The following is a 26,134-nucleotide window of genomic DNA, read 5'->3' as shown; positions in this document are numbered from 1 at the left end:
GCGCCTGCGACGCGATGAGGGCGTGGCAAACGCATTCATCGTCGTGAAGAGGAGTAGACTGGAAGGGCAAGAGTGCCCCGTCTCGTCGGGTCACTGTCCGATCGCCATCGCGGCGGCCCGGCCCGTGGAAGTTCACGGCCGTTCGCCCGGTGGTTTCGACGAAGGAGCGCCAACACATCGTGGCGGCTGACAACAACGCGGACAAGCCCAAGGGCTCGTACGGCGCGGATTCCATCAAGCAGCTCGAGGGCCTGGAGGCGGTGCGCAAGCGCCCCGGCATGTACATCGGCACCACCGGACCCCGCGGCCTGCACCACATGATCTGGGAGGTCGTCGATAACTCCGTCGACGAGGCCATGGCGGGCCACGCGACCAGGGTCGACGTGAAACTGCGCGAGGACGGCGCCGTCGAGGTCATCGACGACGGCCGCGGTATCCCCGTCGCGATGCACTCCAAGGGCATGCCCACCGTGCAGCTGGTGCTCACCTCGCTGCACGCCGGCGGCAAGTTCGACTCCGACGCCTACGCCGTCTCGGGCGGCCTGCACGGCGTCGGCATCTCCGTGGTCAACGCGCTCTCCAGCAAGGTCGAGGTCGAGATCGACGTCGACGGCTACCACTGGCAGCAGAACTTCCACTGGGACGAGAAGAAGCGCGACTCCGTCGCGGAGGAGCTGATCAAGGGCGAGCCCACCACCCGCACCGGTACGACGGTGCGGTTCTGGGCCGATCCGAAGGTCTTCACCGAGACCACGCACTACGACTTCGAGACGGTCTCGCGCCGCCTGCAGGAGATGGCCTTCCTGAACAAGGGCCTGACCATCACGCTGACCGACGAGCGGCCCGTGGCCGTCGAGGTCCCGGACGAGGCCATCACCGAGGAGGCCCCGTCGGCGCACGAGGACGACGTCGCCGCGGCGCTCGCCGAGGTCGCCCCGAAGAAGCGCGAGCGCATCTTCCACTACCCCGACGGCCTCGTCGACTACGTCAAGCACATCAACGCGCGCACGTCCAAGACGCCGATCCACAACTCGATCATCTCCTTCGAGGGCAAGGAGAAGGGCCACGAGGTGGAGATCGCGATGCAGTGGAACTCGGGTTACTCCGAGTCCGTGCACACCTTCGCGAACACGATCAACACCCACGAGGGCGGCACCCACGAGGAGGGCTTCCGCACCGCTCTGACCGGCGTCGTCAAGGCGTACGCCAAGGACAAGAAGCTGGTCAAGGAGAAGGACGGCGATCTCTCGGGCGACGACATCCGCGAGGGTCTCGCGGCGGTCATCTCGGTCAAGGTCGCGGAGCCGCAGTTCGAGGGCCAGACCAAGACCAAGCTCGGCAACTCCGAGATCAAGGGTTTCGTGCAGAAGGTCTGCCGCGAGCAGCTGCAGTTCTGGTTCGACTCGAACCCTGCCGATGCCAAGACCATCGTGCAGAAGGCCGCCGCGTCCGCGCAGGCCCGCCTCGCCGCGCGCAAGGCGCGCGAGCTGGTGCGCCGCAAGAGCGCCACCGACATCGGCGGCCTGCCCGGCAAGCTCGCCGACTGCCGCAGCAACGACCCCGACAAGTGCGAGGTCTACATCGTGGAGGGCGACTCCGCCGGCGGCTCCGCCAAGAGCGGACGCGACTCGATGTACCAGGCGATCCTGCCCATCCGCGGCAAGATCATCAACGTCGAGAAGGCCCGGATCGACAAGGTGCTCAAGAACACCGAGGTCCAGTCGATCATCACGGCCTTCGGTACCGGCATCCACGACGAGTTCGACATCGCCAAGCTGCGCTACAAGAAGATCGTGCTCATGGCCGACGCCGACGTCGACGGCCAGCACATCTCCACCCTGCTGCTGACGCTGCTCTTCCGTTTCATGCGTCCGCTCGTCGAGCACGGCCACGTGTACCTGGCGCAGCCGCCGCTCTACAAGCTCAAGTGGCAGAAGGGCGCCGACCCGGAGTTCGCCTACAGCGACGCCGAGCGCGACGTGCTGCTCGCCGACGGCCTGCAGAACGGCAAGAAGATCAACAAGGACGACGGCATCCAGCGCTACAAGGGCCTCGGCGAGATGAACGCCAAGGAGCTGTGGGAGACCACGATGGACCCGACCGTCCGCGTGCTCAAGCAGGTCACCCTCGACGATGCCGCCGCCGCCGACGAGCTGTTCTCCATCCTCATGGGTGAGGACGTGGTGGCGCGCCGCTCGTTCATCGCGCGCAACGCCAAGGACGTGCGGTTCCTCGACGTGTAGCCGGGACACCCCGCCCCTCGGGGCGGGGCCGCGCACCGTCGAACCGATGAACTGAAGGACTTGAAATGACTGACACCACCCCGCCCACCGAGACCGGTGGCCACGACCGGATCGAACCGGTCGACATCCAGCAGGAGATGCAGCGCAGCTACATCGACTACGCCATGAGCGTGATCGTGGGCCGCGCGCTGCCCGAGGTGCGCGACGGCATGAAGCCGGTGCAGCGCCGCATCCTGTACGCCTCCTACGACGCCGGCTACCGGCCCGACCGCAGCTACGTGAAGTCGGCCAAGCCGGTCGCCGAGACCATGGGCAACTACCACCCGCACGGCGACAGCGCGATCTACGACGCCCTCGTGCGTCTCGCGCAGCCGTGGTCGCTGCGGTACCCGCTGATCGACGGCCAGGGCAACTTCGGCTCGCCGGGTAACGATCCCGCGGCCGCCATGCGTTACACCGAGGCCCGCCTGACGCCGCTGGCGATGGAGATGCTGCGCGACATCGACGAGGAGACCGTCGATTTCACGCCGAACTACGACGGCAAGACGCAGGAGCCGACGGTGCTCCCGGCGCGCGTGCCGAACCTGCTCATGAACGGCTCCGGCGGTATCGCCGTGGGCATGGCGACCAACATCCCGCCGCACAACCTGCGCGAGCTCGCGGACGCGATCTTCTGGTGCCTGGAGAACTTCGACGCCGACTCCGAGGCGACGCTCGAGGCGTGCATGGAGCGGATCAAGGGCCCCGACTTCCCGACCAGCGGCCTCATCGTGGGCAGCCAGGGCATCAAGGACGCCTACTCCACCGGCCGCGGCTCGATCCGCATGCGCGGCGTGGTCGAGGTGGAGGAGGACTCCAAGGGCGCAACGGAACTCGTCATCACCGAGCTGCCCTACCAGGTGAATCCCGACAACCTGGTGCTCTCGATCGCCGAGCAGGTGCGCGACGGCAAGATCGCCGGCATCAGCAAGATCGAGGACCAGTCCTCCGACCGCGTGGGCATGCGGATCGTGGTGCGGCTCAAGCGCGATGCCGTCGCCAAGGTGGTGCTCAACAACCTCTACAAGCACAGCCAGCTGCAGACCAGCTTCGGCGCGAACATGCTGTCCATCGTCGACGGGGTGCCGCGCACCCTGCGCCTGGACCAGATGATCCGCTACTACGTCACGCACCAGTTGGACGTCATCGTGCGGCGCACCCGGTTCCGGCTGCGCAAGGCCGAGGAGCGGGCCCACATCCTGCGCGGCCTGGTCAAGGCGCTCGACGCCCTCGACGAGGTCATCGCCCTCATCCGGCGGTCCGAGACCACCGAGATCGCGCGCGCCGGCCTGATCGAGCTCCTCGACGTCGACGAGCTGCAGGCCAACGCGATCCTCGACATGCAGCTGCGCCGCCTCGCGGCCCTCGAGCGGCAGAAGATCATCGACCAGTTGGCCGAGATCGAGCTCGAGATCGCCGACCTCAAGGACATCCTCGAGCGGCCGGAGCGCCAGCGCGCCATCGTCCGCGACGAGCTCGGCGAGATCGTCGAGAAGTTCGGCGACGACCGGCGCACGCGGATCATCGCGGCCGACGGCGACGTGACCGATGAGGACCTCATCGCCCGCGAGGACGTGGTCGTCACCATCACGGAGACCGGCTACGCCAAGCGCACCAAGACGGACCTGTACCGCAGCCAGAAGCGCGGCGGCAAGGGCGTCAAGGGCGCCGATCTCAAGCAGGACGACATCGTCGCGCACTTCTTCGTGTGCTCCACGCACGACTGGATCCTGTTCTTCACCACCAAGGGCCGCGTCTACCGGGCCAAGGCGTACGAGCTGCCCGAGCAGAGCCGCACGGCCCGCGGGCAGCACGTGGCGAACCTCCTGGCCTTCCAGCCGGAGGAGCGGATCGCGCAGGTCATCCAGATCAAGAACTACGACGACGCGCCCTACCTGATCCTCGCCACCAAGAACGGCCTGGTGAAGAAGTCCAAGCTCGAGGACTTCGACTCGAACCGCAGCGGCGGCATCGTCGCCATCAACCTGCGCGACGAGGACGAGCTGGTGGGCGCGGTGCTGGCCTCGTCCGAGGACGACCTCCTGCTGGTGAGCAAGAACGCCCAGTCGATCCGCTTCCACGCGACCGACGACGCGCTGCGACCCATGGGCCGCGCAACCTCCGGTGTGCAGGGCATGCGGTTCAACGGCGATGATCAGCTGTTGGCCCTCAACGTCGTTCAGGACGACACGTACCTTCTCGTCGCGACCTCGGGCGGTTACGCCAAGCGCACGGCGATGGAGGACTACCCTGTCCAGGGGCGTGGCGGCAAGGGCGTGCTGACGATCCAGTTCGACCCCAAGCGGGGCGAGCTGGTGGGCGCACTCATCGTCGACGACGAGACCGAGCTGTACGCCATCACGTCGGGCGGCGGTGTGATTCGCACCGCGGCGCGGCAGGTCCGCAAGGCGGGCCGCCAGACCAAGGGCGTCCGGCTGATGAACCTGGCCGAAGGCACTACGCTTTTGGCGATCGCCCGCAACGCCGATGAGAGTGACGAGCCCGAGCAGGCGGACGGCGAGGCGTAAGCCGCCGCGAAGCACGAAGGAGCGCATGTGAGTACCCCTGGAACCGGTTCCGGCCAGTCGCCGGAGTCCGGACCGGAGGCGGGCCGGCAGCCCGTCCGCATCCCGCGACGCGACACCGACGTCGGCCGCGTGATCGACGCCCCCACCGAGGGCGTCGAGCGCGACGAGCTGCCGAAGAACCTGCCCGACCTGGACAAGATCCATCACGTCGCTCCCGCGGCCGCCCCGACGTCGCCGATGCCCGCGCAGGCCTCGGCGACGCCGGACCCGGCCCCGGCGTCGGCGCCGGCGGAGAAGGCCGAGCCCGCCCCGGCGGGGGAGGCGGCACCGTCGAACCTGCACACCGTGGGCGGCACGCCCGCGCGTGCGGCGGGTGTGAAGACGCAAGCCGCGGCCGGTCCGGTGCGCGCGGGCATGCAGCTGCGCAGCATCGACCCGTGGACCACGTTCAAGATCTCCGGCGTGATCTCCGTGGTGCTGTTCTTCGTGTGGATGATCGCCGTCGGCGTGCTGTACATCGTGCTCAGCGGCATGGGCGTGTGGAGCAAGATCAACGACAGCTTCCAGACGCTCACCAACGAGCAGGCCGGCGTCAGCCTGCTGACGGCGGGCAACGTGTTCACCTACGCCGGCCTCGCCGGCCTGGCGAACGTGATCCTGCTGACCGCGCTCGCCACCGTGGGCGCGTTCATCTACAACCTCTGCGCCGACCTGGTCGGCGGCGTCGAGGTGACCCTCGCCGATAGGGATTGACCAGCTGTTTTGTAGAACTCGAGGTGCGCTGGTAATGTTCCACCTCGGTTCACGGGCCTATAGCTCAGGCGGTTAGAGCGCTTCGCTGATAACGAAGAGGTCGGAGGTTCAAGTCCTCCTAGGCCCACCACACCCCGTCCCGGGGCCTTAGCTCAGTTGGTAGAGCGCCGCCTTTGCAAGGCGGATGTCAGGAGTTCGTGTCTTATCTCCAGCTGACAGGCTTGGTAAGGGGTTGACCAGCAGGGATGCTGTGGTGGACATGTCCGTCACGAGGTCGTAGTTTGGCGGTGGGACGGTGCCCAGCAGCGGGTGCACAACCACACACGGGGGCTTAGCTCAGTTGGTAGAGCATCGCCTTTGCAAGGCGAGGGTCAGGGGTTCGAATCCCCTAGCCTCCACAGATATGATGAGTTTCTGACTGCTGTCAGCTAGGAGCCCCCCCCGGATCGCCGGCCCCGGGGGTTCTGAGCGTTGGGAGGTCCAGCAGATGACGAAATGCTTGACTGGCCATGAGGCTGGTCCGGCGAGTCCGTGATGGTGGCGGGTGCGCGGGGTGACTATTGTGGCGTCATGGCTCCGACGCAGCGTACGTATCGATGTGTGGAGGCCGACGTTCGCCGACGAAGCCGACGTGAGGCGTTCCTGGACGCCGCGCTCTGTGTCTTCACCGCGTTTTGTCGACGGTGCTCCGCGAACACCTCCAAGTCCTCCCCGCCGCTTCACAGGCCCTGATCTGCCAGAGCGCATAAAACCTAGTCAGAGCACTCGATATCGCACCGCTACTCAGTGGAGGAATCAGCCTCAAAACCGATCCTCCCATGCGCGCCATCCACGACGATGCCCGTGATACTCAGACGGCGAACACCGCCTCTACCGATCCCCTCGCAGCCGACACCACCACAACCAAGTTAGGGCGCCCTCGGGCCTGACTGTGTCGGATCGGTGACAATCGACAACGCCTTGCGGTGCCGGTGAACCACATACGACACCGACCACCGCGACGTCAGATCCTCGAGCTGCTGCTCCTCAAGCAACTTCACCCGCACCCACAGATGACTGCTAAGCCCCGGTATCCCGAGCGATCACATGCTCGGCATACGCGCACACCGAAGCCCGATCCCACCCTGACGGGACAACGACCGTCCGCCGAGAAGGCATCTGCAGATCATCCTCCCCATCCACATCCACGAACCTACGACCAAACGCGGCCACCCGCCTACAGTCGGGGCCAAATCACACCGCCCTGGTTGGAGCCAGACCAACTTGACATAGCCACCCGCTGGCGGGGTGTACTGCTGCGAGCGAGCAGTGATTCGAGATCTCCCGGTGTCCCGATCCACCCCGGGGACCACAACCGTTGCGCTGACCCGCAACGGTTGCTTGATCCAGTCGGGGGGAGCGCTCACCGGGCCGGTAAGAGCGCGAGGACAGGCGCTTGGCAACCACGCCCCTCGAGGCCGTGTTCGAGCATCACCTGGCCATCGGCCTCGTCGGCCGCGGTCCACGATGGGGGACTTGTACGACCGGATCCGCCAGTCGTCCGTCGCATCGCCCCGACGCACCGTCTATGGCGTCGACGGCGATGGCTCGCAGCGTGTCGACAGATCGCCACGACGGATCAGGACCCAGGTGAGCGGGAACCGGCGTCCTGCTCACGGTGGTGCTCCTGCGTGCGTTGTGTGAACGCGGCGGCCCTGCTTAGCGCCCTACTCGCGGACTTCCCGCGACTGGCCCGGTTAGCCTGACAAGGATGCTGCGGCCTTTCGCAGTGACGCCTCCAGAGTCGCTTCCGCCTCGGGTAGAGCTGCCGCGAGGGTTGTGACGGATCGGAGCCGCTCGGATGAGGCGTGATCCTTCTGTACTGCTGCGCGTGCGACTGCAGTCCAGGATGTCGCCGCATGGTGGGCGTTGGCTGCAAGGATGGCGGTTGCGTGATCGCCGGTGAGGCGTGCGATTTCATCGCAGCCCTGTGCCAGCAGTCGGCGGAAGAGGCCACCGCCGGTCCCCGCTTTCTCGATGAAGGCGCCGAGGCTGAATAAGTGCATCTCGAGGTCGTCGGTGGACAGGGCTCCCCAGCTGCAGACGTCGGATGCGAGAGCGCTGGCCGCGTCGAGGCCGTGTGACCCATGTTCTGCGGGCCCGGCGATCGTCGATGCGCCTGGGGTGCTCAGGCTCGCTGCGGATTGCGCGAATGCCTGTGCGGCCACCTCGATAATTGAAGGCGGCGTCTGTGGCCAATTGATACGAAACTGCGTGTGTCGGGTTGGCTCCGGGAAGGAGGTCGAGCGGCGCGCGCGTGCGAGTGCGTCCAGTGGGACGCGTTGAAGATCTTCGCGATCGTTGTCGGCGATGTACGCGATGCCTTGCGTCTCGTCGTAGCCGACTACCACGATGTCGTGGCGGCTCATGCGCAACTGGACCCGCAGATAGGGGAGTTCTGCGATCTCCGCCCAGACCAGTGCAGGGCGGCCCTGATCGATCTCGCCACGAAGGTTCTCCCAACCCTCGGCCGGGTCGTCGGTGGCAAGCACCTCGACGGTGCCGCCCAGACGGCGGGGGAGGTCCACCTCAAAATCAGGTCCTCGTCCGACCAAGTACACGGGTGGCATCAGCGCGCTTGATCGAATGTAGGTGAGGGAGAGGGCTCCGCCGAGGGCAAAGACGAGGCCCTCATCGGGTGGGCCGTCGAAACCGAGCCCGGTCCACTCCATGAGGTCTCGCATCGCACCGGACCCACAGTGGCCGCCCATTCGGTGCGGGTAGGGGTCGATCATCGAGGGGCCGGACACTGACACGAGTCTCCTGTGTTGAGGCGGTGCGGATCTTGTTCGTAGAGTCGATTGCCGGCCGACGACTGAGGCAGGTCGGGTTAGGCGTGGAATGCATCTAGTGGCGTCGCACGCTGCGTGAATATCAGAGGGCCATAGGCCTGTTTGAGAGCCGCCAGGATGTTGTCGAGAGGCAGGTCGTTGTACGTACCTCTTTCGCGGACGTACTCCATGTGTGTTGAGCCGTCCGCGGAGTGAGCGTGGAGCAACGCGTCGCTGTCGCCGGTGAAGTCGATCGGGGCAACTCCGAACCGTGCGCACAGTTCCGAGTTGAACGCGGGTGTTGCCTTGAGCCACCGTCCGTCGATGTAGACGTGGCTGTACCCGTGATAGACGAAGACGTCGGTTCCCATCAGCTCACGTAGGGTGCCCGTTTGGAGGTGGTTACGGACGTCGGCGAAGCCGAACCGCGCTGGGATCCCGGCGGCGCGAAATGCGGCGGTGAGCACGACGGCCTTGGGGACGCAGTATCCACGTCCGGATTCGATTACGTGGCTGGCCCGGTAATGCTCTGGGTCGTTGGAGACGGTGTACGGGTCGTAGCGGATGGCGTCGCGTACCGCGGTGAACAGGCGGCGAGCTTTGTCTTTGTCGGTGGTCGCGTTGCCGACGGCTTCGCGTGTGAAGGTCGCGACGGTGGCGTGCTCGATGTCGAGGAAGCGTGAACCCGTCAGCGCCGCCGGGCTGACCGCGTTTGTCGGTGATGTGGTCATGGGGTCGCTCCGATCAATGCGGACCTGACGATCGGCGCTCGTTGTGCAATGGCGCGCTTGGCGTTCACGAAGTCAGCGGGTCTGTTGACGCAGTCAGCTGCAATCAGTTCTCCGGCGGAGAAATAGTAGCAGGTGAAGTCGCGGCCATGGGCGGGGTCGCCGCTGACCAGCACCTCGTCGTATCCGGTGTTGAGCCCGGCGATCTGGAGTTTGAGGTCGTATTGGTCGGACCAGAACCACGGCAGTGCGGCACGACCGGTTGTGTTGTCGCAGATTGTGGCCGCCGCGATTTTGGCGTGCTCGGTTGTTGCGGACACGCACTCGAGACGAACACGTCTCCCGTACCGCTCGATTCGGTGGTTGGCGCAGTCGCCGGCTGCGACGATGTCAGGATCGCTGCTACGAGCGCGGTCGTCGACGAGGATGCCGTTTTCGACGTCGATGCCCGCAGCTGCTGCGAGCTCCGTGTTCGGAATGACGCCGACGCCGACGATGACCAGGTCAGCGGCCAGCGTTTCTCCACCGGCGAGGACAACGCTGGCGACTCGTTTGTCGCCGCGGAACCCCTCGACGATTGCGTCGATCCGTACGTCGACACCCTTCTCGCGGTGAATTCGATCGAAGAATTCCGACACGACGGGCGCCGTGACACGTTCGAGTACGCGTCCTGCCGCCTCCAGGACGGTCACTTCGACACCCAGGGTTCGAAGCGAGGCCGCTGTCTCCAGGCCGATGTACCCGCCGCCGACAATGACGACCCGCGAACCCGGGACCGCGGCGGCGCGGATGGCCTCGACGTCGGTGGCGGTGCGCAGATAGTGCACGCCCGGCAGATCGGCCCCAGGGACGGGCAGTGCGCGAGCTCGAGCGCCGGTGCACAGGGCCAACTTCGAGTAGGACACCGCGTCGTTGTTGCCGAGAGTGACGGTTCGTTCGGCACGGTCGATCGAGGTTACGGTTCCGTCGACGAGCTGGATCCGTTGCTTGTCGTAGAACTGGTGGCTTCGGATCGCGACATCGTCGAGATGGCAATCGCCGGCCAGGTATGCCTTGGACAGCGGCGGCCGCTGATACGGCAGGCGGCCCTCGTCGCCGATCAGCAGGATGTCTCCAGCCCACTTCTCCTTGCGCAAATTGGCCGCCAGCTGTGCGCCGGCGTGGCTTGCGCCGACGATCACGACCCGATCAGTGCTCACGTCTCCTGCTTGGGAGTCAGACGGACCATCATCTTGCTGATCCCACGAACGAAGTTGGACTGCACGTACTCCGGATCACCGACCACCGCGATGTCGTCGAAGCGCTCGAGGAGTTCTTCCCAGAGAATGCGCAACTGCAATTCGGCCAGGCGGTTTCCCATGCAACGGTGCACGCCGAAACCGAACGCGATGTGGTTGCGAGCGTTGGACCGATCGATGATGAGCTCGTCCGGGCGGTCGAACACTCGCTCGTCGCGGTTGCCGGAGGCGTACCACATGACGACTTTGTCGCCTTTGCGGATGAACTGACCGTTGAGCATCACGTCCTTCTTGGCGACCCGGCGCATGTACGCCAGGGGGGTTTGCCACCGGATGATCTCCGACACCGCGTTGGGGATCAGGTCCGGATTGGCTTTGAGTTTCTCGAACTGGTCGGGATACTCGTTGAGAGCCAGCACTCCGCCGCTCATCGAGTTGCGGGTGGTGTCGTTGCCGCCGACGATCAGCAGCACGAGGTTCCCGAGGAACTCCATGGGGCTGTCGTCGAGAAGGTCTTTGGTGTCCTCGTTGCTCTGCAGCATGGTGATGAGGTCGAAACCAGGCTCCTCGCCTGCCGCGGTCCGCGCGGCCTTGTCTCGCCATAGCGCACTCAAGCCCTGTGCCATCGCGACCATCTCGCGGAAAACTTTGTCGTTGTCTGATGGTCCGCCGTTGGCCTGCTCCATCGACGTGGCCAGATCCGACCACTGGACGAGTTTGTGGCGCTGCTCGTAGGGGTAGTCGAGCAATGTCGCGAGCATCCGCGCGGTCAGTTCGACCGACACGGTCTGGACCCAGTCGAACGGTTCGTCGAGCGGTAGCTCGTCGAGGACTTCCCGGACGCGCGACCGGATGAGGCCCTCCATCTCGCGCAGGTTCTTCGGTGCGACGACTCCCTGGACGGCGGCGCGCTGCTTGTCGTGCCGCGGCGGGTCCATGGCGATGAACATCGCGATGTCCATGAAGCGGGGCGGCCGACCGATGATGATGAACGGTTCGGCGGAGAACGCGTCGTGGTTCTTGTCGACAGCGATGATGTCGGCATGTCGAGTGACCGACCAGAACGGCCCGAAGGGACTGCGGGGCTGGAAGTGAACGGGCGCCTCATTGCGCACACGCTCGAAGTAGGACCGCCACCTGCCCTGTCGGTAGAGGAATGGGTTGCTCAGATCGATGTCGGTGAGTTCGACTTCCTCGACAGGCGGGATGGGGGTCTCGGTGAAGATCTTTTTGCCGTCGGTTCGGGTGACGATCCGGCGGGCCTTGTCATAGACGTGGGCGCCACGGATTTGTAGATCGATCGGGATCATGGACTGCGCTTTGTCGGCGAGGGCAGTTGAGATGCTCATAGATGTTGCTCTTTCGCTTTAGACGTTCACAACTGGAACTCGGGAAGGCGAACGGTCAGACCGTCCCACTCGTTGTTGGCGGTCATCTGGCAGGCCAGTCGCGAGTTGGCCTCACGTTCGGGGTGCATACTCAACATGCCTTCTTCGACGTCTGTGCTGTGTCCGACGGTGTCGATCCACGCGCTGTCGACGACGACGTGGCACGTTCCGCATGCCGCCTCACCGCCACAGTCGCCATCGATCCCCGGTATCGCCTCGTCGACTGCAATCTGCATCAGTGACCTGCCGGGCGTCACCGGCGCGGGGTAGTCCTCGCCGTCGTGGGTCACGTAAGTGATCGTGGCCATGGCCACCTCCTTGTTCGTGGGTCGTAGAGGTGAGTGTGCACGCGGCAGATGTGCTTGATCCAGGCTCGGACGTCGCGATGTCTTGTTAAATTGGCTCATGTGAGCCTTGTCGAGTTGGGGATACCGCCGCTAGCGTTCGCGCAGCTCCTCGACAGCGGTGCCCTGGGCGCGGCGGAGACGCGAGCGTTCGGACGCATCATGGCCCGCGAGGGCGTCGATCTCGCGGTCGTCATTGCGCGACAGGGCCAAGTGCCTGTCCGGTGGTTTCACGAGGTGTATCCGGCGATGGACGCCCAGCAGGGATTCCGGTTGGGCGTGGCGTTCGCCGAGCACGCCCAGCTGACCTCTTTCGGCCCCCTCAGTTTGCCGCTGGTCAGTGCGGGTTCCGTCCTCGAAGTTGTTCAACTGCTTCGGTTCTTGCCCCTGATATCGACCGCGCTGAGCACCGAGTTCCAGCACGGAGACTCTGGACTGACGATCGCTCTGGCCGGGCGCACAGATAGCCCCGGCACCGATTGTCTCGCCGTCACCTACGGTGGTCTGGCTGTCCTGCGGTTGGTGGACATGCTCGCCGGTGCCGTCCCCTCCGTGGAGCTTCATCTGACATGCCAGGCGCCGGCAGACCTGATCGTCGTGGGTGAGATCGGCCATCGGATCCTTTTCGACGCGCGCGCGGCGTTCGTGCATATACCGGCTGCCGTGCTCTACGACGTGTGCCGCTTCTCCGACCCCGTGGCCTACCGGATCGGTATCGCCGAGCTTCGACGCGTCTACGAACAGCGCAGGCCCAATTCCTACACGCAGCTGGTCCGCGCACAGTTCGATGCTGACCCTGCGCGCGCTGACGGCGCTCGTATCGCGGCGGAGCTGGCGACATCGGTGAGCACACTCAAGCGACGCCTGCACGCCGAGGGCACCACCCTGCGTCGCCTGCGGCAGCAGTTCGCCCAAGAACGAGCCACCGCGCGACTGCTGGATCCCGGCATCAGTGTCGGCGAGATAGCCGCAGAACTGGGGTACTCCGAGGTCGCCAGTTTCTCCCATGCATTTACACGGTGGGTCGGGTGCTCCCCGACTCAGTTCCGCCGCGCACCGTCGAATCAGCGGGCAGCGCCGGGCATCTGAGCAGGTCAGTCCGCGCGGAGGAAATTGACGAAAAAGCTGTCTACCGTGGAGGTGTCGGCGTAGCGCGCGAAGTGCGTGAGATCGACTTTCACGAACTCGCTAGTGGCGGAAAAGTAGGTCTCGCCCTCCACGGTCCCGCTCGCCCCGATGTGCAGGGTGTGATCGGCGTCCTCGTCGATCCACGCCGTGAGGCGTACTGGTACGTGGAGGGGTACCGGTCGGCGGTACTTGACCGTCAACGTGCGCGTGACGGCCGGGGTGCCGGCGATCCACAGCGTAAATCCCATGATGTCGTCGCACGCGGCCGAGATGGCCCCTCCATGCGCCAGACCTGGTCCACCGGAATGCTTTTCGGTGAAGGAGTGATCTGCAAAGACTCGGTCCTCGTCGCGGTAGACCTCGAGCTGCAGGCCGCTGGCATTTTCCGGCCCGCAGCCCATGCACGATGGGGAGTGCGCGGGCAGTCTGCTGGGTGCTGACATCACAGTCCTCGAATCGATGCTCGTGCCGGTAGCGGACCGCTACTGACGGTATCGTTGGCAGGATGCCACATACGTGGACCAACAGCGAGAAGAATGCGGGTAGCGGTGAGCATCGATGGCCTCGACGACGTCGATCCGCGGCGGGTTCGTTCCAGGAACCGTCTACTCGACGCCACGGCGGTGTTGCTGCGCAGAGGGGGAGTGGAGGCTGTCACCGTCGAGGCGGTCACCAGCTTGTCCAGGGTTGCCCGCACAACCCTCTACCGGCACTTTGGCAGTACCACCGACCTGGTCGCCGCTGCCTTCGAGCGTTTGCTGCCCCAGGCCGATCGCCACGAACTCTCGGGGTCGGTGCGCGAGGACTTGATCCGGTTGATGGATCGTCAGGCGGACGTCATCGAACAGGCGCCGCTGCAGGTCACCACGGTCGCGTGGTTGGCGATGGTGCCCGAACGGGCCGGCGAGCAGAGCAACGCCCTGGCCCCACTGCGTGCGCGGGTGGTCGATCACTACCGCGAACCGTTCGACCGATTGCTCACCAGTGCCAGTGCCGTCGACGAGCTCGACGATTTCGACCTGACCCTGGCCATCACCCAGCTCGTCGGACCGCTGATCTTCGCCAAAATCACCGGCATCCGGGCCGTCGACGCCGATGACCGCCGCCGCATCGTCGACGACTTCCTGACGGCGCATCGCCGCATGCCCTGACCGCTCGCACGGTCCACGCCGAGTCCGAAGACGAGCGACCGCGCCACCGCTTTTCGCTACATCATGTAGCGTACCGATCCAGGTAGTTCCGTTTCGGCAGGAGTGGTGTTGATGGTGGTGCACCGGCGATCGGCTGGCGCGCGGTCAGAACGCGCGGAATACAGCGCCACGCTTGCGCGGGTGGCTCGGTACGCGCTAGCGCACAAGGTTGTCGTCGTCGGCGCGTGGCTCGCGGTGGGTGTGGTGCTGGCGCTGGCGTTCCCGCAGCTCGAGACAGTCGTGCGCCAACAATCGGTCGATCCGATCCCTGCGGGAGTGCCGTCATTTCAGGCTTTCGACCGGATGGGTACGGCGTTCGGGGAGAAAGGCGCCAAGACAACGGTTTTCATCGCCATGGAGAACCGTGGCGGCCTCACCCCGACGGTGCGCGTACGCTACGACGAGCTTGTTCAGAAACTTCGTGGCGCCACCGCCGATGTCGCTTCCGTCCGTGACCTGGTGGGGGATCCGACGACGGCGTCGCAGGCGGTGAGCCGCGACGGGACGGCCTGGTACCTGCCGGTGGGGCTGACCGGAACGCTGGGCGGCCCCGCCGCGACTCGCGCCTTGGATTCCGTGCGCGACCTCGCCTATCATTCGTTCTCCGGCACCGGTACAACCGTACACGTCACCGGGCCCACCGCCACCTTCAGCGATCAGATCGTCACGGCCGAAAAGGACCTTGTGGTGATCACCATGGCCACGGTTCTGCTGATCGCGTTCATCCTGCTGGTGGTCTACCGGTCGCTGTTCACCGCGCTCGTACCCCTGCTGGTGATCGGGATCAGCCTCGGGGTGGGTCGCGGTGTGGTGTCAGCGTTGGGCGAGTTCGGAATGCCCGTTTCACAGTTCACCGTCGCGTTCATGACGGTGATCCTGCTCGGTGCCGGCGTCGACTACACGGTCTTCTTCATCAGCCGCTACCACGAGCGATTACGGTCGGGCGCCGAGCACGCACCTGCGCTCATCGACGCCACCGCTACGATCGGGCGCGTCATCCTCGCCTCCGCCGCAACCGTCGCCCTGGCGTTCCTGGCGATGGTGTTCGGAAAACTGAGCGTCTTCTCCACTCTCGGGCCGGCATGTGCGATCGCGATCGTCATCGGGTTCCTCGCCACGGTCACCCTGCTACCGCCGGTCCTGCACGCCGCCTCCCACCTCGGGTGGGGTGCACCCCGCGCGGACCTGACGCGGCGCTACTGGAACCGCATCGCGGTACTCGTCGTACGGCGCCCCGCCTCGCTACTGGCTATGACACTCGTCGCTCTGCTCGCCCTCGGCGCAGTGGCGTTGGGCATCACCATCACCTACGACGACCGCAGCGGACAACCCGCCACCACTGACAGTAACGAGGGTTACGCACTGCTCGACCGGCACTTCCCGACCAACACTACCGTCCCGGAATTCCTCGTGATCCAATCCCCGAACGACATGCGTACCGCGAAAGGGCTGGCTGACCTCGACGACCTGGCATCACGCGTCGCGCAAGTCCCGGGAGTGACCCGGGTTGTCGGCGTGACCCGACCCACCGGCAGCCGCCTCGAACAAGCCCAGCTGTCGTGGCAGAACGGACAGATCGGTGACCGACTCGCCGCGGCAGTCAGTGACGGCCGATCACGCACTGGCGACCTGTTCCAACTTCGAGATGGCGCCGACCAACTCGCGACCGGCCTTGCCACGCTCGACAGCCAGATCCGCGCCAACCTGACACCGCTGTTGCGAATTCTCGACCAGGCCACGACCGCGGGACAACAGATCCAGCAATACCGACCACTGCTCGGTCAACTCCGCACAACCGCACCCGCACTCGACCAACTCATTGGGCAGGCACCGCAATTGGCCACCGCGGCAAGGCAGGCATCCGACGCCTTGAGTCTCGTGACCGCCGTGCGGCCCTTGCTCGACAACGCTCCCTGGTGCGCCCCGATCCCTCAGTGCGCCGCCGTCCAACAGCAACTCCGGACCCTGGGCACACTGCGGGATTCCAACTTCCTCCTCCAAATCGGCGCTCTCTCCGGGCAACTGGGCAACCTCGGCACACCCATCACCACCATCACCGCGCAACTCACCGCCGCAGTGGACACATTGGACACAACGCTGGGTGCTGTCACCGCGCGCGACCTCCCCGCACAACTCGCCCAGCTTCAGAACGGGGTGAGTCAACTCGCTGCTGGCTCCCGCGCGATTGCCGGGGGAGTCGCCGCACTCGTCGACAGCAACCTGCAACAGTTCGCCGGGATGGCCACCCTTGCCGCGCAACTACAGACCACCGCCCGCGAAACCCGCGGCTCGGACGCCGCCACGGGTTTCTACCTACCGCCTGACGCGTTCGTCAACCAAAAGTTTTCCGACGTTGCTGCACAATTCGTCTCTCCAGACGGGCGGACAGTGCGCTATGCCATCCAAACCGACGCCGATCCCTACAGCAGCCAGGCGATTGAACTCACCAACGCCATCACCACCGCAGCCCAGACAGCGAGACCCAACACCGCCCTGCAGAACGCATCGGTGTCGCTAGCGGGATTCCCCGCCATCAACGCCGACCTGCAACGCCTGCTCAGCCACGATTTCCGGCTACTCGCCCTGGCCACCCTCATCATCGTCGGCATCATCCTGATCGCACTACTCCGAGCGCTCATTGCACCGCTTTACCTGCTGGGAACCGTTATCCTGAACTACGCTGCAGCCCTCGGCGTGGGGGTGGTGATCTTCCAATGCATCCTTCGCACCGAGATTGCCTGGCCTGTACCGCTTCTCGCGTTCATCGTGCTCGTCGCCGTCGGCGCCGACTACAACATGCTGTTGATCTCCAGGCTGCGTGAGGAATCCCACCGCAGCATTCGCATCGGAGTCCTACGAACCGTCACCAACACCGGCTCCGTCATCACCTCCGCCGGCCTCATCTTCGCGGCAAGCATGTTCGGACTGATGGTCGGCTCGATCGCCATCATGACCCAGGTCGGCCTCATCATCGGTGTCGGACTACTCCTCGACACCTTCGTCGTCCGAACGATCGTCGTACCCGCAATCGCCACCCTGGCCGGACCAGCGAGCTGGTGGCCAGGCAAACACGGGTGACCCGAATCCACTGCGCCCGCATGACGACGAAACATAACGGTCGGCACGCGGCCCGTCGGCCCCACACCCAGCTCGCTATCTGATAACGCACACCGTAAGATCGACAGATTAAATAACTGGATGACGGTCGCAGGACTTGGTCGTAAGACCGCGGGCGTGTGCTTCGCGCCAGGCGGCGGCGAGGTTGTCGGCGCGGCTGTGCCAGGTCATCTCGCCGAGGTACTCGGCGTGCTTCCTCGTCGCATCGGTCCACCGCAGCTCCGCGTACAGGCGCCGGTACTGGCACCGGAGGACCACCCGCCCCAGCGCGTTCGGTGCGGTGCGGATGGCACGGTTGTGGCGGCCGCCTGCGGCGTCGTCCTGCTCTTTGGCCTGCACTGCCTTGTTCGACCCGTGCGGGACGCGCCAGTGGTGGTCTTTGACCGCGTCCTTGCTGTTCCAGCCCCACCGTGACATCCCTGGCGTCCCCCGCGCTGTTAGACGACGGTCAGGTGACGGCTGCCGGCGGTGGCACCCTCGGGTGCGCCGAACAGGCTGGTGCGGTTCTCGGCGGTGAGCAGTGTCAGGGCGTCGAGCTCGGTGGTGCTGTATCCGTCGGTGGCGAGCTGGGCGAGAACATCGCGGGCGAGCTCGGGTGTCTCGGTCGGGACACCGGGCCGGGTGCCGTACATCCGGCCGGTTTCGTTGAGTAGTCGGAACATCGCCCGGTACTGCCGGTCGGAGAGCACGCCGCGCTCGCGTGCTCGGACAACGAGCGAGGACTCGCTCACGCCCCAGTCCAGGCGCAGCTCGTCGAGCTCGTGCACGGTCCGGGTCGAGACCCGGTCCAGCGCCGGGCCGATGTCGTCGACCGGGGCGAGGAACTCGGCGGCGAAGACATTTGCCCGTCGCTCGGTTTCGGTGGGGCTGACCAGGGTCATCGCATCCATCACCAGGTGCCCGAGTTCGTGCGCGAGGGTCATGCGCATCCGGTCCGGCGGTAGTGCGGCGTTGACGTACACCAGGTGCGGGTGATGCGCGGTGGCGCGTAGGGTGACCGCGTCGATCTCGCGGTCGTGGAAGTCCTCGACGACGACGAAGACCCCGGCCGCTTCCAGCAGTTCGGTCATCGACCGGATGGGGCCGGCGATGCGCCAGAGCCGGCGCAGGACTTGCGCGACCGTGATTTCGCCGAGATCGGCGGCGTAGTCCCCGGGGTCGAGATCGGGCAGCGCCAGTTCCGGATCGAGATCGGTGTGGGCGACGACCCGGCCTAGCCGCATCGCGACCAGGTTGGCGCGCGCCCAGACGCGGTCACGTTTCCACTCCGCTGTGGTGGCGTTGGCGCGGAAGTGCGTGCCCTGCGCAGGTGAGCGCTCGAACGCGACGCACAGCGCCTCGACCGGGCATTGCAACGCCCGGGCGTAATCGTCGAGCGCCTTACCTGCCAGCGGCAGAGCGCCAGCCTCGACCCGGGTGACGTGCGATCCGGAGATCCCGGCCTCCTCAGCGAGCCGCTTCTTCGACCAGCCGTGCGCCAGTCGTGTCAGCGCAACCATCACCGGGTTCGCCTCGGCCTGCGAGAAGAGTGCCGTCACCCAGATCGCCTCCATATCCTCGATCGATCCCTGCGTTCCACGCTATCGCGGTAACAGCCGAAATCTGCGCAGAAACACCGTGTGAACTGCGACTTTCTGCCCGACGCGGTTATCTCCATCCGAAACGCAAGTGACTGATGTGACGTCCGTCTCGCTCGCGAGAGCGAGGCGAGACGGTTTGGCCAATTCTGCAGGTCACGGCGTGTTGTCTTGCTGAGAACTGTACCACGTTAGGCAAGATTCCATGCAAGTAATTACATCGATGGGAGACAGATCGTGACGGCACTCATGGACGACGACATCAACCCGCTCGACGCGGGAGCGGTTTCTCGGAAGGAGGCGCAGCGGATCCTGCGCCCGGTGACGATCGGCGTCGGCGCGCTGCTGCTGGCCGCGGTCGATCACTGGAACACGCTGACCGCGGGGCAGCCGGCGCACTTGCGGACGGTGCTGCAGCCGCTGCTGCGGGGTAGTCACGTTGCGGCGTTTGTCTCCGCCGGCACCAACGTGTGGCTGAGCACCCAGGGGATGCACCCGCCCGGGCACCTGGTCAAGCGGCCGTATCAGTGGTCCGAGGTGAGTAGTCACGGCCGTACTTGAAGGCTTATCAGTAATTACTCTGCCGGACACGGAGATTCATCCCAGTCAGCGCTAGTTTTTATCTTCCGCTACATGTAGGATTAGATACATGTCAGTGGTCGGATCTACCGTGAAACGCGATGGTGGGCGAGCCTCTTGCGAGTGGAGGGTTTCCGTGCAATTATTTCGCTATGGCACTCCATGGGGAGCTTCAGAAGACGCTCGAGGCGTTCGTCGAGCAGCATCGTCCCGCGTTGGCGACCGTGCGTCTCGATCTGCCGGTGGCGATCACCGAGGTCGGGGCGATGTGGTCGCCGCGGCATGCGGATCCGGCGGAGGTGTCCGGCGATGCGTTCTGCTCGGCGGTGCGGCACACGATGCGCGATATCTGGAAGAACGAACGAAACGACAGGCCCGGAGTCAATCTGCGGTGCATCCGGGGTCAGGGCGGTGGCGCCGTGTTTGTGAATCTGGGTACGGAGTTTCGGCTCCGGAAGTTCCTGTCCAGGCATCTGCAGGCGGCGGTCGACCGGGAGGTCGTGCTGCCGCCGGAGGTCGAGCAGAAGATCGCGAACGGCGGGCTGCGGCCGGAGCAGATGAATCTGTTCGCCGGACCTGGCCAGATCCCCAAGCCCGCGAAGCGCAGCGCCAGCGGGGACGACGAGGACCAACGCGAGCACGACGGCATCTTCGCGTTGTGGTCGACGACGGACAACACAACGTTGGAGGCGCTGCACCTGGCGGTGGTTCGTGGAGTGGACAACCCGAGCAGTGCGGAGATCTTGGCGTTGGTGCCGTTCCCTCCGGTGGAGGAGTCACCGTTCTACGGACTGCAGAAGCCGAAGCCGATCGGCGGCGCCCCGTCGGACGACTTCGGGACCTACGACAAGCGCGCTCAGGGCACCGGCGACGACCACGACGACGGTGGGCCGGATACCACGCCCACGCCTGCGTAGCCGTCATAGCAGGGGGAAACTGGTATGCAGCGGGGACCTGCAGCGTTGAATCGGATGTGCAATGAGGGCGACGGTGAACGTATACGGACGCCGGGTGCGTCAAGCCCGGATCATGCGGAAGATGACCGCGAAAGCGCTGGCAGCTGAGTTGAATTGGCCGTCAGCGGCGCGACTGACCCGCTTGGAGAAGTCGATCACGAGCGAGATCAGTACCGGTGAACTGGAGGCGTTGACGACGATTCTGCGATTCCCGCCACGGTTCTTCACCACGGAGCCGCCGATGCGGATCCACCCATCGGACTTGCTGTTTCGGGCGCCGCAGTCGACGACGAAGACTGAGCAGGAGTATCTGACGGATTTCGCTTCGATGGTCGGGGAGTTCCTCGACGAGCTGCATTCACGGTGGCAGCTGCCGGCGGTGAAGATCCCGATGGTCGATCCGTCGGTGCCGGTCGCGGAGGCTGCCGGGCGGGTACGTGATGCGCTCGGTGTGGGCCGGGACGAGCCTATCGACTACCTGACCCACAACATCGAGCACGCGGGTGTGCCGATCGTGATGCGACGGATGCTCGCTGCCGCGACCCTGCGCGACGGCGGCGCAGCCGCATCGGAGAAGCACCTCGGGTATTCGACACGGGTCGGTGAGTTCAAGGCGCGACCGCTGATCGTCGTGAGGCAGTCGACTTCCTGGGAGCGGACACGGTGGACTCTCGCCCATGAGCTGGGCCACCTGAGCTTGCACTGGAGCGGCGATGTCACTGAGGACAAGGAGGAGCAGGCTTCGCGGTTCGCCTCGGAGTTGCTCGCCCCGTTGGCGCAGGTACGCAAGGAGGTGTCCCGGACGCCGTCGCTGATGTCGTTGGTGCCGGTCAAGCAGAAGTGGGGCATTTCGATCGGCGCGTTGCTACGGCACCTGCACACCGGTGGCGTGCTCGACGACGACCGGTTCCGCAGCTTGCAGAAGCAGCTCTACCAACGGGTCAACCCGGATACCGGGCGGACCTGGGGCCGGACCGAGCCGGGCTGGGACGACCGAGCCGTGGAACGGCCGCGGTTGCTGAGCAAGTGGATCGAGCTGGGATTTTCCGTGCAGTCACCGCAGTTGTTGGCGACCTACGACCTGATCTTCCCCGGAGATATCCTCGCCGATTTCCTGGTCGGGCAGCGGCCCGCCCCCTCCACCACCTCGTCCCCCCCTCCTCTTCCCCCACCTCTTCCGGCGCGGCTCCCTCTGCGCCGGCCGTCGACGCCGCCGCGGGTTCGCGGGGCGAGGACCGGGGTGCCGGTGACGGTTCGGCGGATGTGATCGACTTCCGGCGATTCCAGCAGCGGTCCCGGCGAGCCTGACCCGAGACGAACCAGGCAGGGACGCGAGCGGTGGCGAAGGTGCAGCGGGTGCGGTTCCCGGACCGGCCGGGCACGTACATCGTGGTCGACGAGCTGGACCGGCCGATCAAACCCGCCCGGGAGTACCTGCGGTTTCTCACCGCGAGCGCGGCGTCACCGAACACGGTCCGCGCCTACGCCGCGGGTTTGGCGCAGTGGTGGACGGTGCTCGATCACAGCGGGCACCGGTGGGATGAGTTCCCCACCACCTTGTTCGGGCAGTTCCTGACGTTCCTGCGGACGGGGGATCTGCCCGGGACCCGGCGGATCGGCCCCGAGATCGTCGGCGGATCGTCGACAGCGACGGTGCAGCTGCGGGCGACTGCGGTGCTCAGCTTCTACCGGTTCCAGGCCGATGCGCACCATCTGCTGGGCCCGTACGAGAAGCTGTTCACCTCGCACGGGCAGTGGCGCCGACGGTCCCGGTACGTCGGGTTCCTCGACGGTGTCGGCCCCAGCCACCCCACCGATCACCCGATCTACCGGGTACGGCAACCCAACCGGGCCGCCACCCCGGTGCTGCTGCCGCGGGAGGTCACCGCGATCCTCAACGCCTGCGCCACCCATGACGGCACCCGCTGGTCCGGCGCCGGCCCTGGGCTGCGGAACCGGCTGCTGTTCGCGATCCTCGCCGAGACCGGGATGCGGCTCGGTGAGGCGTTGTCGGTGCGGCATCACGATTTCCACATCGGTGGCGGTGGCACCCCGTACGTGGAGGTCGCCGGCCGCCAGGACCACCCGCACGAGGTGCGATGCAAGACCGGGCCGCGGCGGATCTACGTCGGCGACGACCTGGCGGCCCTGTACTCGGAGTACGTGTGGGCGTTGATCGACGACAGCGCTGATCTGGAAGTGCCCGGTTTCAGTACGCATTTCGTGTTCGTCAACCTCACCCACGGCACCCGGTTCGCGCCGATGCGGCCGGAAACGGTGTACGCGGCGGTCCGGTCCATCACCCGCCGCTGCAACCACCCCAACAACGGCGCCCACACCGATACAGAGCCCGGGCAGCGGGTGCTGCAGCCAGGGTGGACGCCGCACTGGCTCCGCCACACCCACGCGACGGCGTTGCTGCTCTCCGGTGTCGCTCCGCACGTGGTGATGCGCAGGCTCGGTCACGCGGATGTGCAGACCACCCTCTCGACCTACGGGTGGGTCACCGAAGACGCCGAGATGCGGTCGATCGCACAGTGGCGCAACTACGTCGCCGGATGGAAAGGCCTGCACGATGACCACCCCTGAGCCTGCGCCGCGGCTGTCCGCGGCTGCGGCGACCGCGTTCACCTGGCAGGCGCAAGCCGCCCTTGTGCCGACGGCGTGGCGGGAGCCGATCTACCAGATCGACTCGCCCGAGCACCGGCAGGTGTTCCGGCAGAACTCGCGCTATCTCGGCCGTCGTCTGGACTTCACTCCGCAGGGCTGCCCGCCGCGGTTCGCCCGGGAGGTGGCCTGGTTCGTGTGGCTGTGCGCCACCGACCAGATCGGCAAGATCGAACCGGCGTACCTGCGGTGGTGTTGCGAGGCGATCTCCCTCGCCACCCAGAGCTTCATTAAGGAGCATGGGCATCCGCCGGTGTCGATCACCGACCTGACGTCGGCGGCGTTGCTGCGGCACGCCCTGCTCGCGTATGAGGCCCGCAACAAGCGGCTCCCGCCGGTGAACACTCGTCGCAGCATCACGCATCTGATCGAGCAGCTGCACCTGTACCTGTCGGTGCGGTGCACCGACCGCTCCTGGTGGGAGCACGACATCTGGGACCTGCGGGTCGATCCGCGGATCCCGCAACGCGAACACGAACCCAGCCACGACATGGCCGCACGCCTGGGCGGCATCGAACCGGGGTGGCTGCGCGAAGGGGTGCGGTTCTGGCTGCGCGTGTCCATCACCGCGGAGTTGCTGCGCTGGTCCTCCGCGGTGGAACGCTCGAGGATGGCGACCCGGCACCTGGGACGATTCCTCACCGACACCGGGCACACCGACGACCCGGTCCTGGCCGACGACCCCGCGCAGCTGCGCATGATCTTCACCGAGTTCGCCGCGTGGCTGCGCAGCCCGGCCGCCTCCGCCCGCCCGAACCGACGACTGACCGGCTCGGCGATCGAAGCGACCGTGTCCCAGACGCAGGTGTTCTACACGTTCATGGTCGACCACGCCGGCGAGGCGGCCGCCGCGACCGGCATCGCCCGCTGGGGCGACGTCGGCCCCGCGCACACCCGCCTGTGGGGGCCGGCGTTCCGCCGCCGCGCCACACCGAGGAACCGGGAACTGACCTGGTACAGCACCGGCGATCTGCAGCGGATGCTGTGCTACCTCGACGTCCTCGCCACCGACCGCGGCCGCCACGTCACGCTCACCCACCCCGACGGCACCGTCTCCCTCGTCGCCGGCCTCGGGGACCCGCAGGCGGCACGGATCTGGCTCCTGCAGGCCCTCACCGGCCGGCGGGCCTCGGAGATCCTCATGCTCGACGTCGACCCGATCGAGCCGATCCCCGGGTTCGAACGCCCACCCGCCAACCCGGCAGAGCACCCCGCGAACAGGGTTACCAGCGGGGACGGGATGGGGAAGGAGACTGTGGCCAGCGACGACGACGGTGACAGCGGGGTGTTCGTGGCGAAGTTGCGGTACCAGCAGACCAAGGTCGACGGGGTGATCCCGACGATCCTCATCGAGCAGGCCGTGGTCAACGTCATCGCCGAGCAGCGGGCCTGGCTCGCCGCGCAGCACCCGGACTGGTCACCGCGGTATCTGTTCGTGCCGCTGCGCGATCACCACCAGGGCCGCCGGCACCGCCCCTACAACAGCTACCGGCAGGCACTGAGCAACCTCGATCGGATCCATGGACTCACCGACAGCACCGGGCGGGCCTTGCGGTTCACCCAAACTCACCGGCTGCGGCACACCCGCGCCACCGAGCTGCTCAACGACGGGGTGCCCTTGCACGTGGTGCAGCGCTACCTCGGGCACAAGAGCCCAGAGATGACGCTCCGGTACGCCGCCACGCTGGCGGCGACGTCGGAGGCGGAGTTCCTCAAGCACAAGAAGATCGGCGCCGGTGGCGTCGATATCGCGCTCAGTCCCAGCGACATCTACGACATGACCCAGCTGGCCAAGCGCACCGACCGGGTCCTGCCCAACGGGGTGTGCCTGCTGCCGCCGGTGAAGACCTGCGACAAGGGCAACGCCTGCCTGTCCTGTGGGCATTTCGCCACCGACGCAACCCACCTCGACGAACTGCGCTCGCAGCACGCGGCCACGACCGCGTTGCTGCAGGCCCGTCGTGAGCAGTTCCACGCCCGGACTGGACGGGCGTTGACCGACGACAACATCTGGGTGCACCAACGGCTGCGGGAGCTGCATTCGCTCGAGCAGATCATCACCCGGCTCACCGCCGAGGCCCAAGGCTGCGCAGGCCAGGGCCGCACGGGCCAGGACGAGCACAGCCACACTGCAGGGACGGTGACCGGTGCCGGCGCCGCCGATCGGCTGCCGATCCTGCAGATCCAGACCCGCGGGAGCCACGAATCAGCCCTGCGCACCGCTGCAGGCCGCGCTGCGGACACTGCCGCGGGCAGCACACCGGCTGACGGTAGAGCCGGTGAAGTCGATGGCAGCAATGTCGATCCCGGCGGCGATACCGCCGGTGAGGACGGCGGCGCGTGAGCGCCAACGAAGCCTCTCGTGCCGCGTTAGCCGCGAGCGCCGAGCTCCGGTCCGAGGCATCGCAGCGCAGTATCGAAAAGGCACTCAAGGCGATGCGCCGCAACGGGGAAACCATCAACGTCCAGGCCGTCGCGCGGCGGGCCGGGCTGGCTCGCTCGACCGTCTACCGGCACAAGGAGCTGCTGGCGAAGGTTCACCGCCAGCGACGCACCGCAGCGACCCCGCCGCCAGCTGCTGCCGGCCACGAAGCGGCCGCAGCGGATCCGGCGACCGGTGTCCTCGCGGCCATGCATCTTCGGATCCAACAGAAGGACGCCAAGATCGCAGAGCTGACCCGGCAGATCAAGCAGCACGAAGCGACGATCGCCCGACTGCACGGCGAGATCGACGACCTGTCCCCGGACTGAGCGAACCCTCCCCGGGGGTATTGCCGCCAGCGAGCGCACTCTACGGCGGCCAGCGTAAGCACCCTCGCGAGGCTGCGGGGCCGACGAATCGCCCACCG

General features: G+C 66.2%; 20 protein-coding genes and 3 tRNA genes. 15 read left to right on the top strand and 8 right to left on the bottom strand.

Annotated elements, in window-relative coordinates; translation table 11 throughout:
• Window positions 1–179 precede the first annotated feature (179 nt).
• The 6 genes from gyrB to BLQ62_RS01040 all read left to right on the top strand — a co-directional run bounded on the left by gyrB (window position 180) and on the right by BLQ62_RS01040 (window position 5,961).
• Complete coding sequence (gene gyrB / locus BLQ62_RS01060) at window positions 180–2,243, top strand: DNA topoisomerase (ATP-hydrolyzing) subunit B (RefSeq protein ID WP_068537577.1); 2,064 nt, start codon at window positions 180–182, stop codon at window positions 2,241–2,243.
• A 65-nt stretch (window positions 2,244–2,308) separates the two neighbouring features.
• Complete coding sequence (gyrA, locus tag BLQ62_RS01055; RefSeq protein ID WP_068563446.1) at window positions 2,309–4,810, top strand: DNA gyrase subunit A; 2,502 nt, start codon at window positions 2,309–2,311, stop codon at window positions 4,808–4,810.
• A gap of 27 nt (window positions 4,811–4,837) precedes the next feature.
• A complete protein-coding gene (locus BLQ62_RS01050; protein WP_068563444.1) occupies window positions 4,838–5,563 on the top strand; it encodes a DUF3566 domain-containing protein in 726 nt (241 codons plus the stop codon).
• 53 nt (window positions 5,564–5,616) lie between these two features.
• Window positions 5,617–5,693, top strand: a tRNA-Ile gene (locus BLQ62_RS01045).
• A 19-nt stretch (window positions 5,694–5,712) separates the two neighbouring features.
• Window positions 5,713–5,774, top strand: a tRNA-Ala gene (locus BLQ62_RS23655).
• Window positions 5,775–5,888: 114 nt separating this feature from the next.
• Window positions 5,889–5,961, top strand: a tRNA-Ala gene (locus BLQ62_RS01040).
• 1,338 nt (window positions 5,962–7,299) lie between these two features.
• Here the strand turns inward: BLQ62_RS01040 and BLQ62_RS01035 are convergent.
• The 5 genes from BLQ62_RS01035 to BLQ62_RS01015 form a co-directional block, all read right to left on the bottom strand.
• Window positions 7,300–8,337 carry a BtrH N-terminal domain-containing protein gene (locus BLQ62_RS01035; RefSeq protein WP_074850301.1) on the bottom strand — a complete coding sequence of 346 codons (1,038 nt, stop codon included), beginning with the start codon at window positions 8,335–8,337 and terminating at the stop codon, window positions 7,300–7,302.
• 95 nt (window positions 8,338–8,432) lie between these two features.
• Window positions 8,433–9,104 carry a transglutaminase-like domain-containing protein gene (locus BLQ62_RS01030; protein WP_068526269.1) on the bottom strand — a complete coding sequence of 224 codons (672 nt, stop codon included), beginning with the start codon at window positions 9,102–9,104 and terminating at the stop codon, window positions 8,433–8,435.
• Complete coding sequence (locus BLQ62_RS01025) at window positions 9,101–10,300, bottom strand: NAD(P)/FAD-dependent oxidoreductase (protein WP_068526270.1); 1,200 nt, start codon at window positions 10,298–10,300, stop codon at window positions 9,101–9,103. The genes BLQ62_RS01030 and BLQ62_RS01025 overlap by 4 nt, the downstream gene beginning before the upstream one ends.
• Complete coding sequence (locus tag BLQ62_RS01020) at window positions 10,297–11,688, bottom strand: cytochrome P450 (RefSeq protein ID WP_068526271.1); 1,392 nt, start codon at window positions 11,686–11,688, stop codon at window positions 10,297–10,299. The genes BLQ62_RS01025 and BLQ62_RS01020 overlap by 4 nt, the downstream gene beginning before the upstream one ends.
• Before the next feature lie 26 nt (window positions 11,689–11,714).
• Complete coding sequence (locus tag BLQ62_RS01015) at window positions 11,715–12,035, bottom strand: 2Fe-2S iron-sulfur cluster-binding protein (RefSeq protein WP_068526316.1); 321 nt, start codon at window positions 12,033–12,035, stop codon at window positions 11,715–11,717.
• Window positions 12,036–12,134: 99 nt separating this feature from the next.
• Between BLQ62_RS01015 and BLQ62_RS01010 the strand changes: the two genes are divergently transcribed.
• Window positions 12,135–13,160: an AraC family transcriptional regulator gene (locus BLQ62_RS01010; RefSeq protein WP_068526272.1), complete on the top strand. Its 1,026-nt coding sequence runs from the start codon at window positions 12,135–12,137 to the stop codon at window positions 13,158–13,160.
• A gap of 5 nt (window positions 13,161–13,165) precedes the next feature.
• On the opposite strand, the gene BLQ62_RS01005 is transcribed toward BLQ62_RS01010, so the two are convergent.
• On the bottom strand, window positions 13,166–13,642 hold the full coding sequence (locus BLQ62_RS01005; protein ID WP_068526273.1) for a PaaI family thioesterase: 477 nt from the start codon (window positions 13,640–13,642) through the stop codon (window positions 13,166–13,168).
• Between the two features lie 93 nt (window positions 13,643–13,735).
• Between BLQ62_RS01005 and BLQ62_RS01000 the strand changes: the two genes are divergently transcribed.
• Window positions 13,736–14,350: a TetR/AcrR family transcriptional regulator gene (locus BLQ62_RS01000; RefSeq protein ID WP_068526274.1), complete on the top strand. Its 615-nt coding sequence runs from the start codon at window positions 13,736–13,738 to the stop codon at window positions 14,348–14,350.
• A gap of 111 nt (window positions 14,351–14,461) precedes the next feature.
• Complete coding sequence (locus tag BLQ62_RS00995) at window positions 14,462–17,467, top strand: MMPL/RND family transporter (protein WP_068526317.1); 3,006 nt, start codon at window positions 14,462–14,464, stop codon at window positions 17,465–17,467.
• Window positions 17,468–17,575: 108 nt separating this feature from the next.
• Here the strand turns inward: BLQ62_RS00995 and BLQ62_RS00990 are convergent, their stop codons facing one another.
• Both BLQ62_RS00990 and BLQ62_RS00985 read right to left on the bottom strand, forming a co-directional pair.
• Window positions 17,576–17,923 carry a hypothetical protein gene (locus BLQ62_RS00990; RefSeq protein WP_068526275.1) on the bottom strand — a complete coding sequence of 116 codons (348 nt, stop codon included), beginning with the start codon at window positions 17,921–17,923 and terminating at the stop codon, window positions 17,576–17,578.
• A gap of 20 nt (window positions 17,924–17,943) precedes the next feature.
• Window positions 17,944–19,044, bottom strand: a complete 1,101-nt coding sequence (locus BLQ62_RS00985; RefSeq protein ID WP_225536079.1) for an ImmA/IrrE family metallo-endopeptidase — start codon at window positions 19,042–19,044, stop codon at window positions 17,944–17,946.
• Between the two features lie 276 nt (window positions 19,045–19,320).
• Between BLQ62_RS00985 and BLQ62_RS00980 the strand changes: the two genes are divergently transcribed.
• The 6 genes from BLQ62_RS00980 (at window position 19,321) to BLQ62_RS00955 (ending at window position 26,036) form a co-directional block, all read left to right on the top strand.
• On the top strand, window positions 19,321–19,644 hold the full coding sequence (locus tag BLQ62_RS00980; RefSeq protein WP_139184132.1) for a hypothetical protein: 324 nt from the start codon (window positions 19,321–19,323) through the stop codon (window positions 19,642–19,644).
• 170 nt (window positions 19,645–19,814) lie between these two features.
• Window positions 19,815–20,579, top strand: a complete 765-nt coding sequence (locus tag BLQ62_RS00975) for a hypothetical protein (protein WP_068564984.1) — start codon at window positions 19,815–19,817, stop codon at window positions 20,577–20,579.
• A 121-nt stretch (window positions 20,580–20,700) separates the two neighbouring features.
• Entirely contained in the window at window positions 20,701–21,885 is a 1,185-nt protein-coding gene (locus BLQ62_RS00970; RefSeq protein WP_244499916.1) for an ImmA/IrrE family metallo-endopeptidase, read from the top strand.
• Window positions 21,886–21,956: 71 nt separating this feature from the next.
• Window positions 21,957–23,207, top strand: a complete 1,251-nt coding sequence (locus BLQ62_RS00965; RefSeq protein WP_068564982.1) for a tyrosine-type recombinase/integrase — start codon at window positions 21,957–21,959, stop codon at window positions 23,205–23,207.
• A complete protein-coding gene (locus BLQ62_RS00960) occupies window positions 23,194–25,629 on the top strand; it encodes a tyrosine-type recombinase/integrase (protein WP_231857570.1) in 2,436 nt (811 codons plus the stop codon). Before BLQ62_RS00965 ends, BLQ62_RS00960 begins: the two co-directional genes overlap by 14 nt.
• Window positions 25,626–26,036, top strand: a complete 411-nt coding sequence (locus BLQ62_RS00955) for a DUF6262 family protein (RefSeq protein WP_139184131.1) — start codon at window positions 25,626–25,628, stop codon at window positions 26,034–26,036. The genes BLQ62_RS00960 and BLQ62_RS00955 overlap by 4 nt, the downstream gene beginning before the upstream one ends.
• The last annotated feature ends 98 nt before the right edge of the window (window positions 26,037–26,134 follow it).

It is taken from the genome of Tsukamurella pulmonis, from assembly GCF_900103175.1.
Taxonomy (GTDB): Bacteria; Actinomycetota; Actinomycetes; order Mycobacteriales; family Mycobacteriaceae; genus Tsukamurella; species Tsukamurella pulmonis.
This window is presented reverse-complemented; position numbering and strand designations above follow the sequence as displayed.

What these genes read in the sequence shown, in the direction of transcription:
- gyrA (WP_068563446.1), top strand. Translation starts at nt 2,309, where the DNA reads ATGACTGACACCACCCCGCCCACCGAGACCGGTGGCCACGACCGGATC.
- BLQ62_RS01035 (WP_074850301.1), bottom strand. Translation starts at nt 8,337, where the DNA reads ATGATCGACCCCTACCCGCACCGAATGGGCGGCCACTGTGGGTCCGGT.
- BLQ62_RS01030 (WP_068526269.1), bottom strand. Translation starts at nt 9,104, where the DNA reads ATGACCACATCACCGACAAACGCGGTCAGCCCGGCGGCGCTGACGGGT.
- BLQ62_RS01020 (WP_068526271.1), bottom strand. Translation starts at nt 11,688, where the DNA reads ATGAGCATCTCAACTGCCCTCGCCGACAAAGCGCAGTCCATGATCCCG.
- BLQ62_RS01015 (WP_068526316.1), bottom strand. Translation starts at nt 12,035, where the DNA reads ATGGCCACGATCACTTACGTGACCCACGACGGCGAGGACTACCCCGCG.
- BLQ62_RS01005 (WP_068526273.1), bottom strand. Translation starts at nt 13,642, where the DNA reads ATGTCAGCACCCAGCAGACTGCCCGCGCACTCCCCATCGTGCATGGGC.
- BLQ62_RS01000 (WP_068526274.1), top strand. Translation starts at nt 13,736, where the DNA reads ATGCGGGTAGCGGTGAGCATCGATGGCCTCGACGACGTCGATCCGCGG.
- BLQ62_RS00995 (WP_068526317.1), top strand. Translation starts at nt 14,462, where the DNA reads ATGGTGGTGCACCGGCGATCGGCTGGCGCGCGGTCAGAACGCGCGGAA.
- BLQ62_RS00990 (WP_068526275.1), bottom strand. Translation starts at nt 17,923, where the DNA reads ATGTCACGGTGGGGCTGGAACAGCAAGGACGCGGTCAAAGACCACCAC.
- BLQ62_RS00975 (WP_068564984.1), top strand. Translation starts at nt 19,815, where the DNA reads ATGGCACTCCATGGGGAGCTTCAGAAGACGCTCGAGGCGTTCGTCGAG.
- BLQ62_RS00970 (WP_244499916.1), top strand. Translation starts at nt 20,701, where the DNA reads ATGACCGCGAAAGCGCTGGCAGCTGAGTTGAATTGGCCGTCAGCGGCG.
- BLQ62_RS00960 (WP_231857570.1), top strand. Translation starts at nt 23,194, where the DNA reads ATGACCACCCCTGAGCCTGCGCCGCGGCTGTCCGCGGCTGCGGCGACC.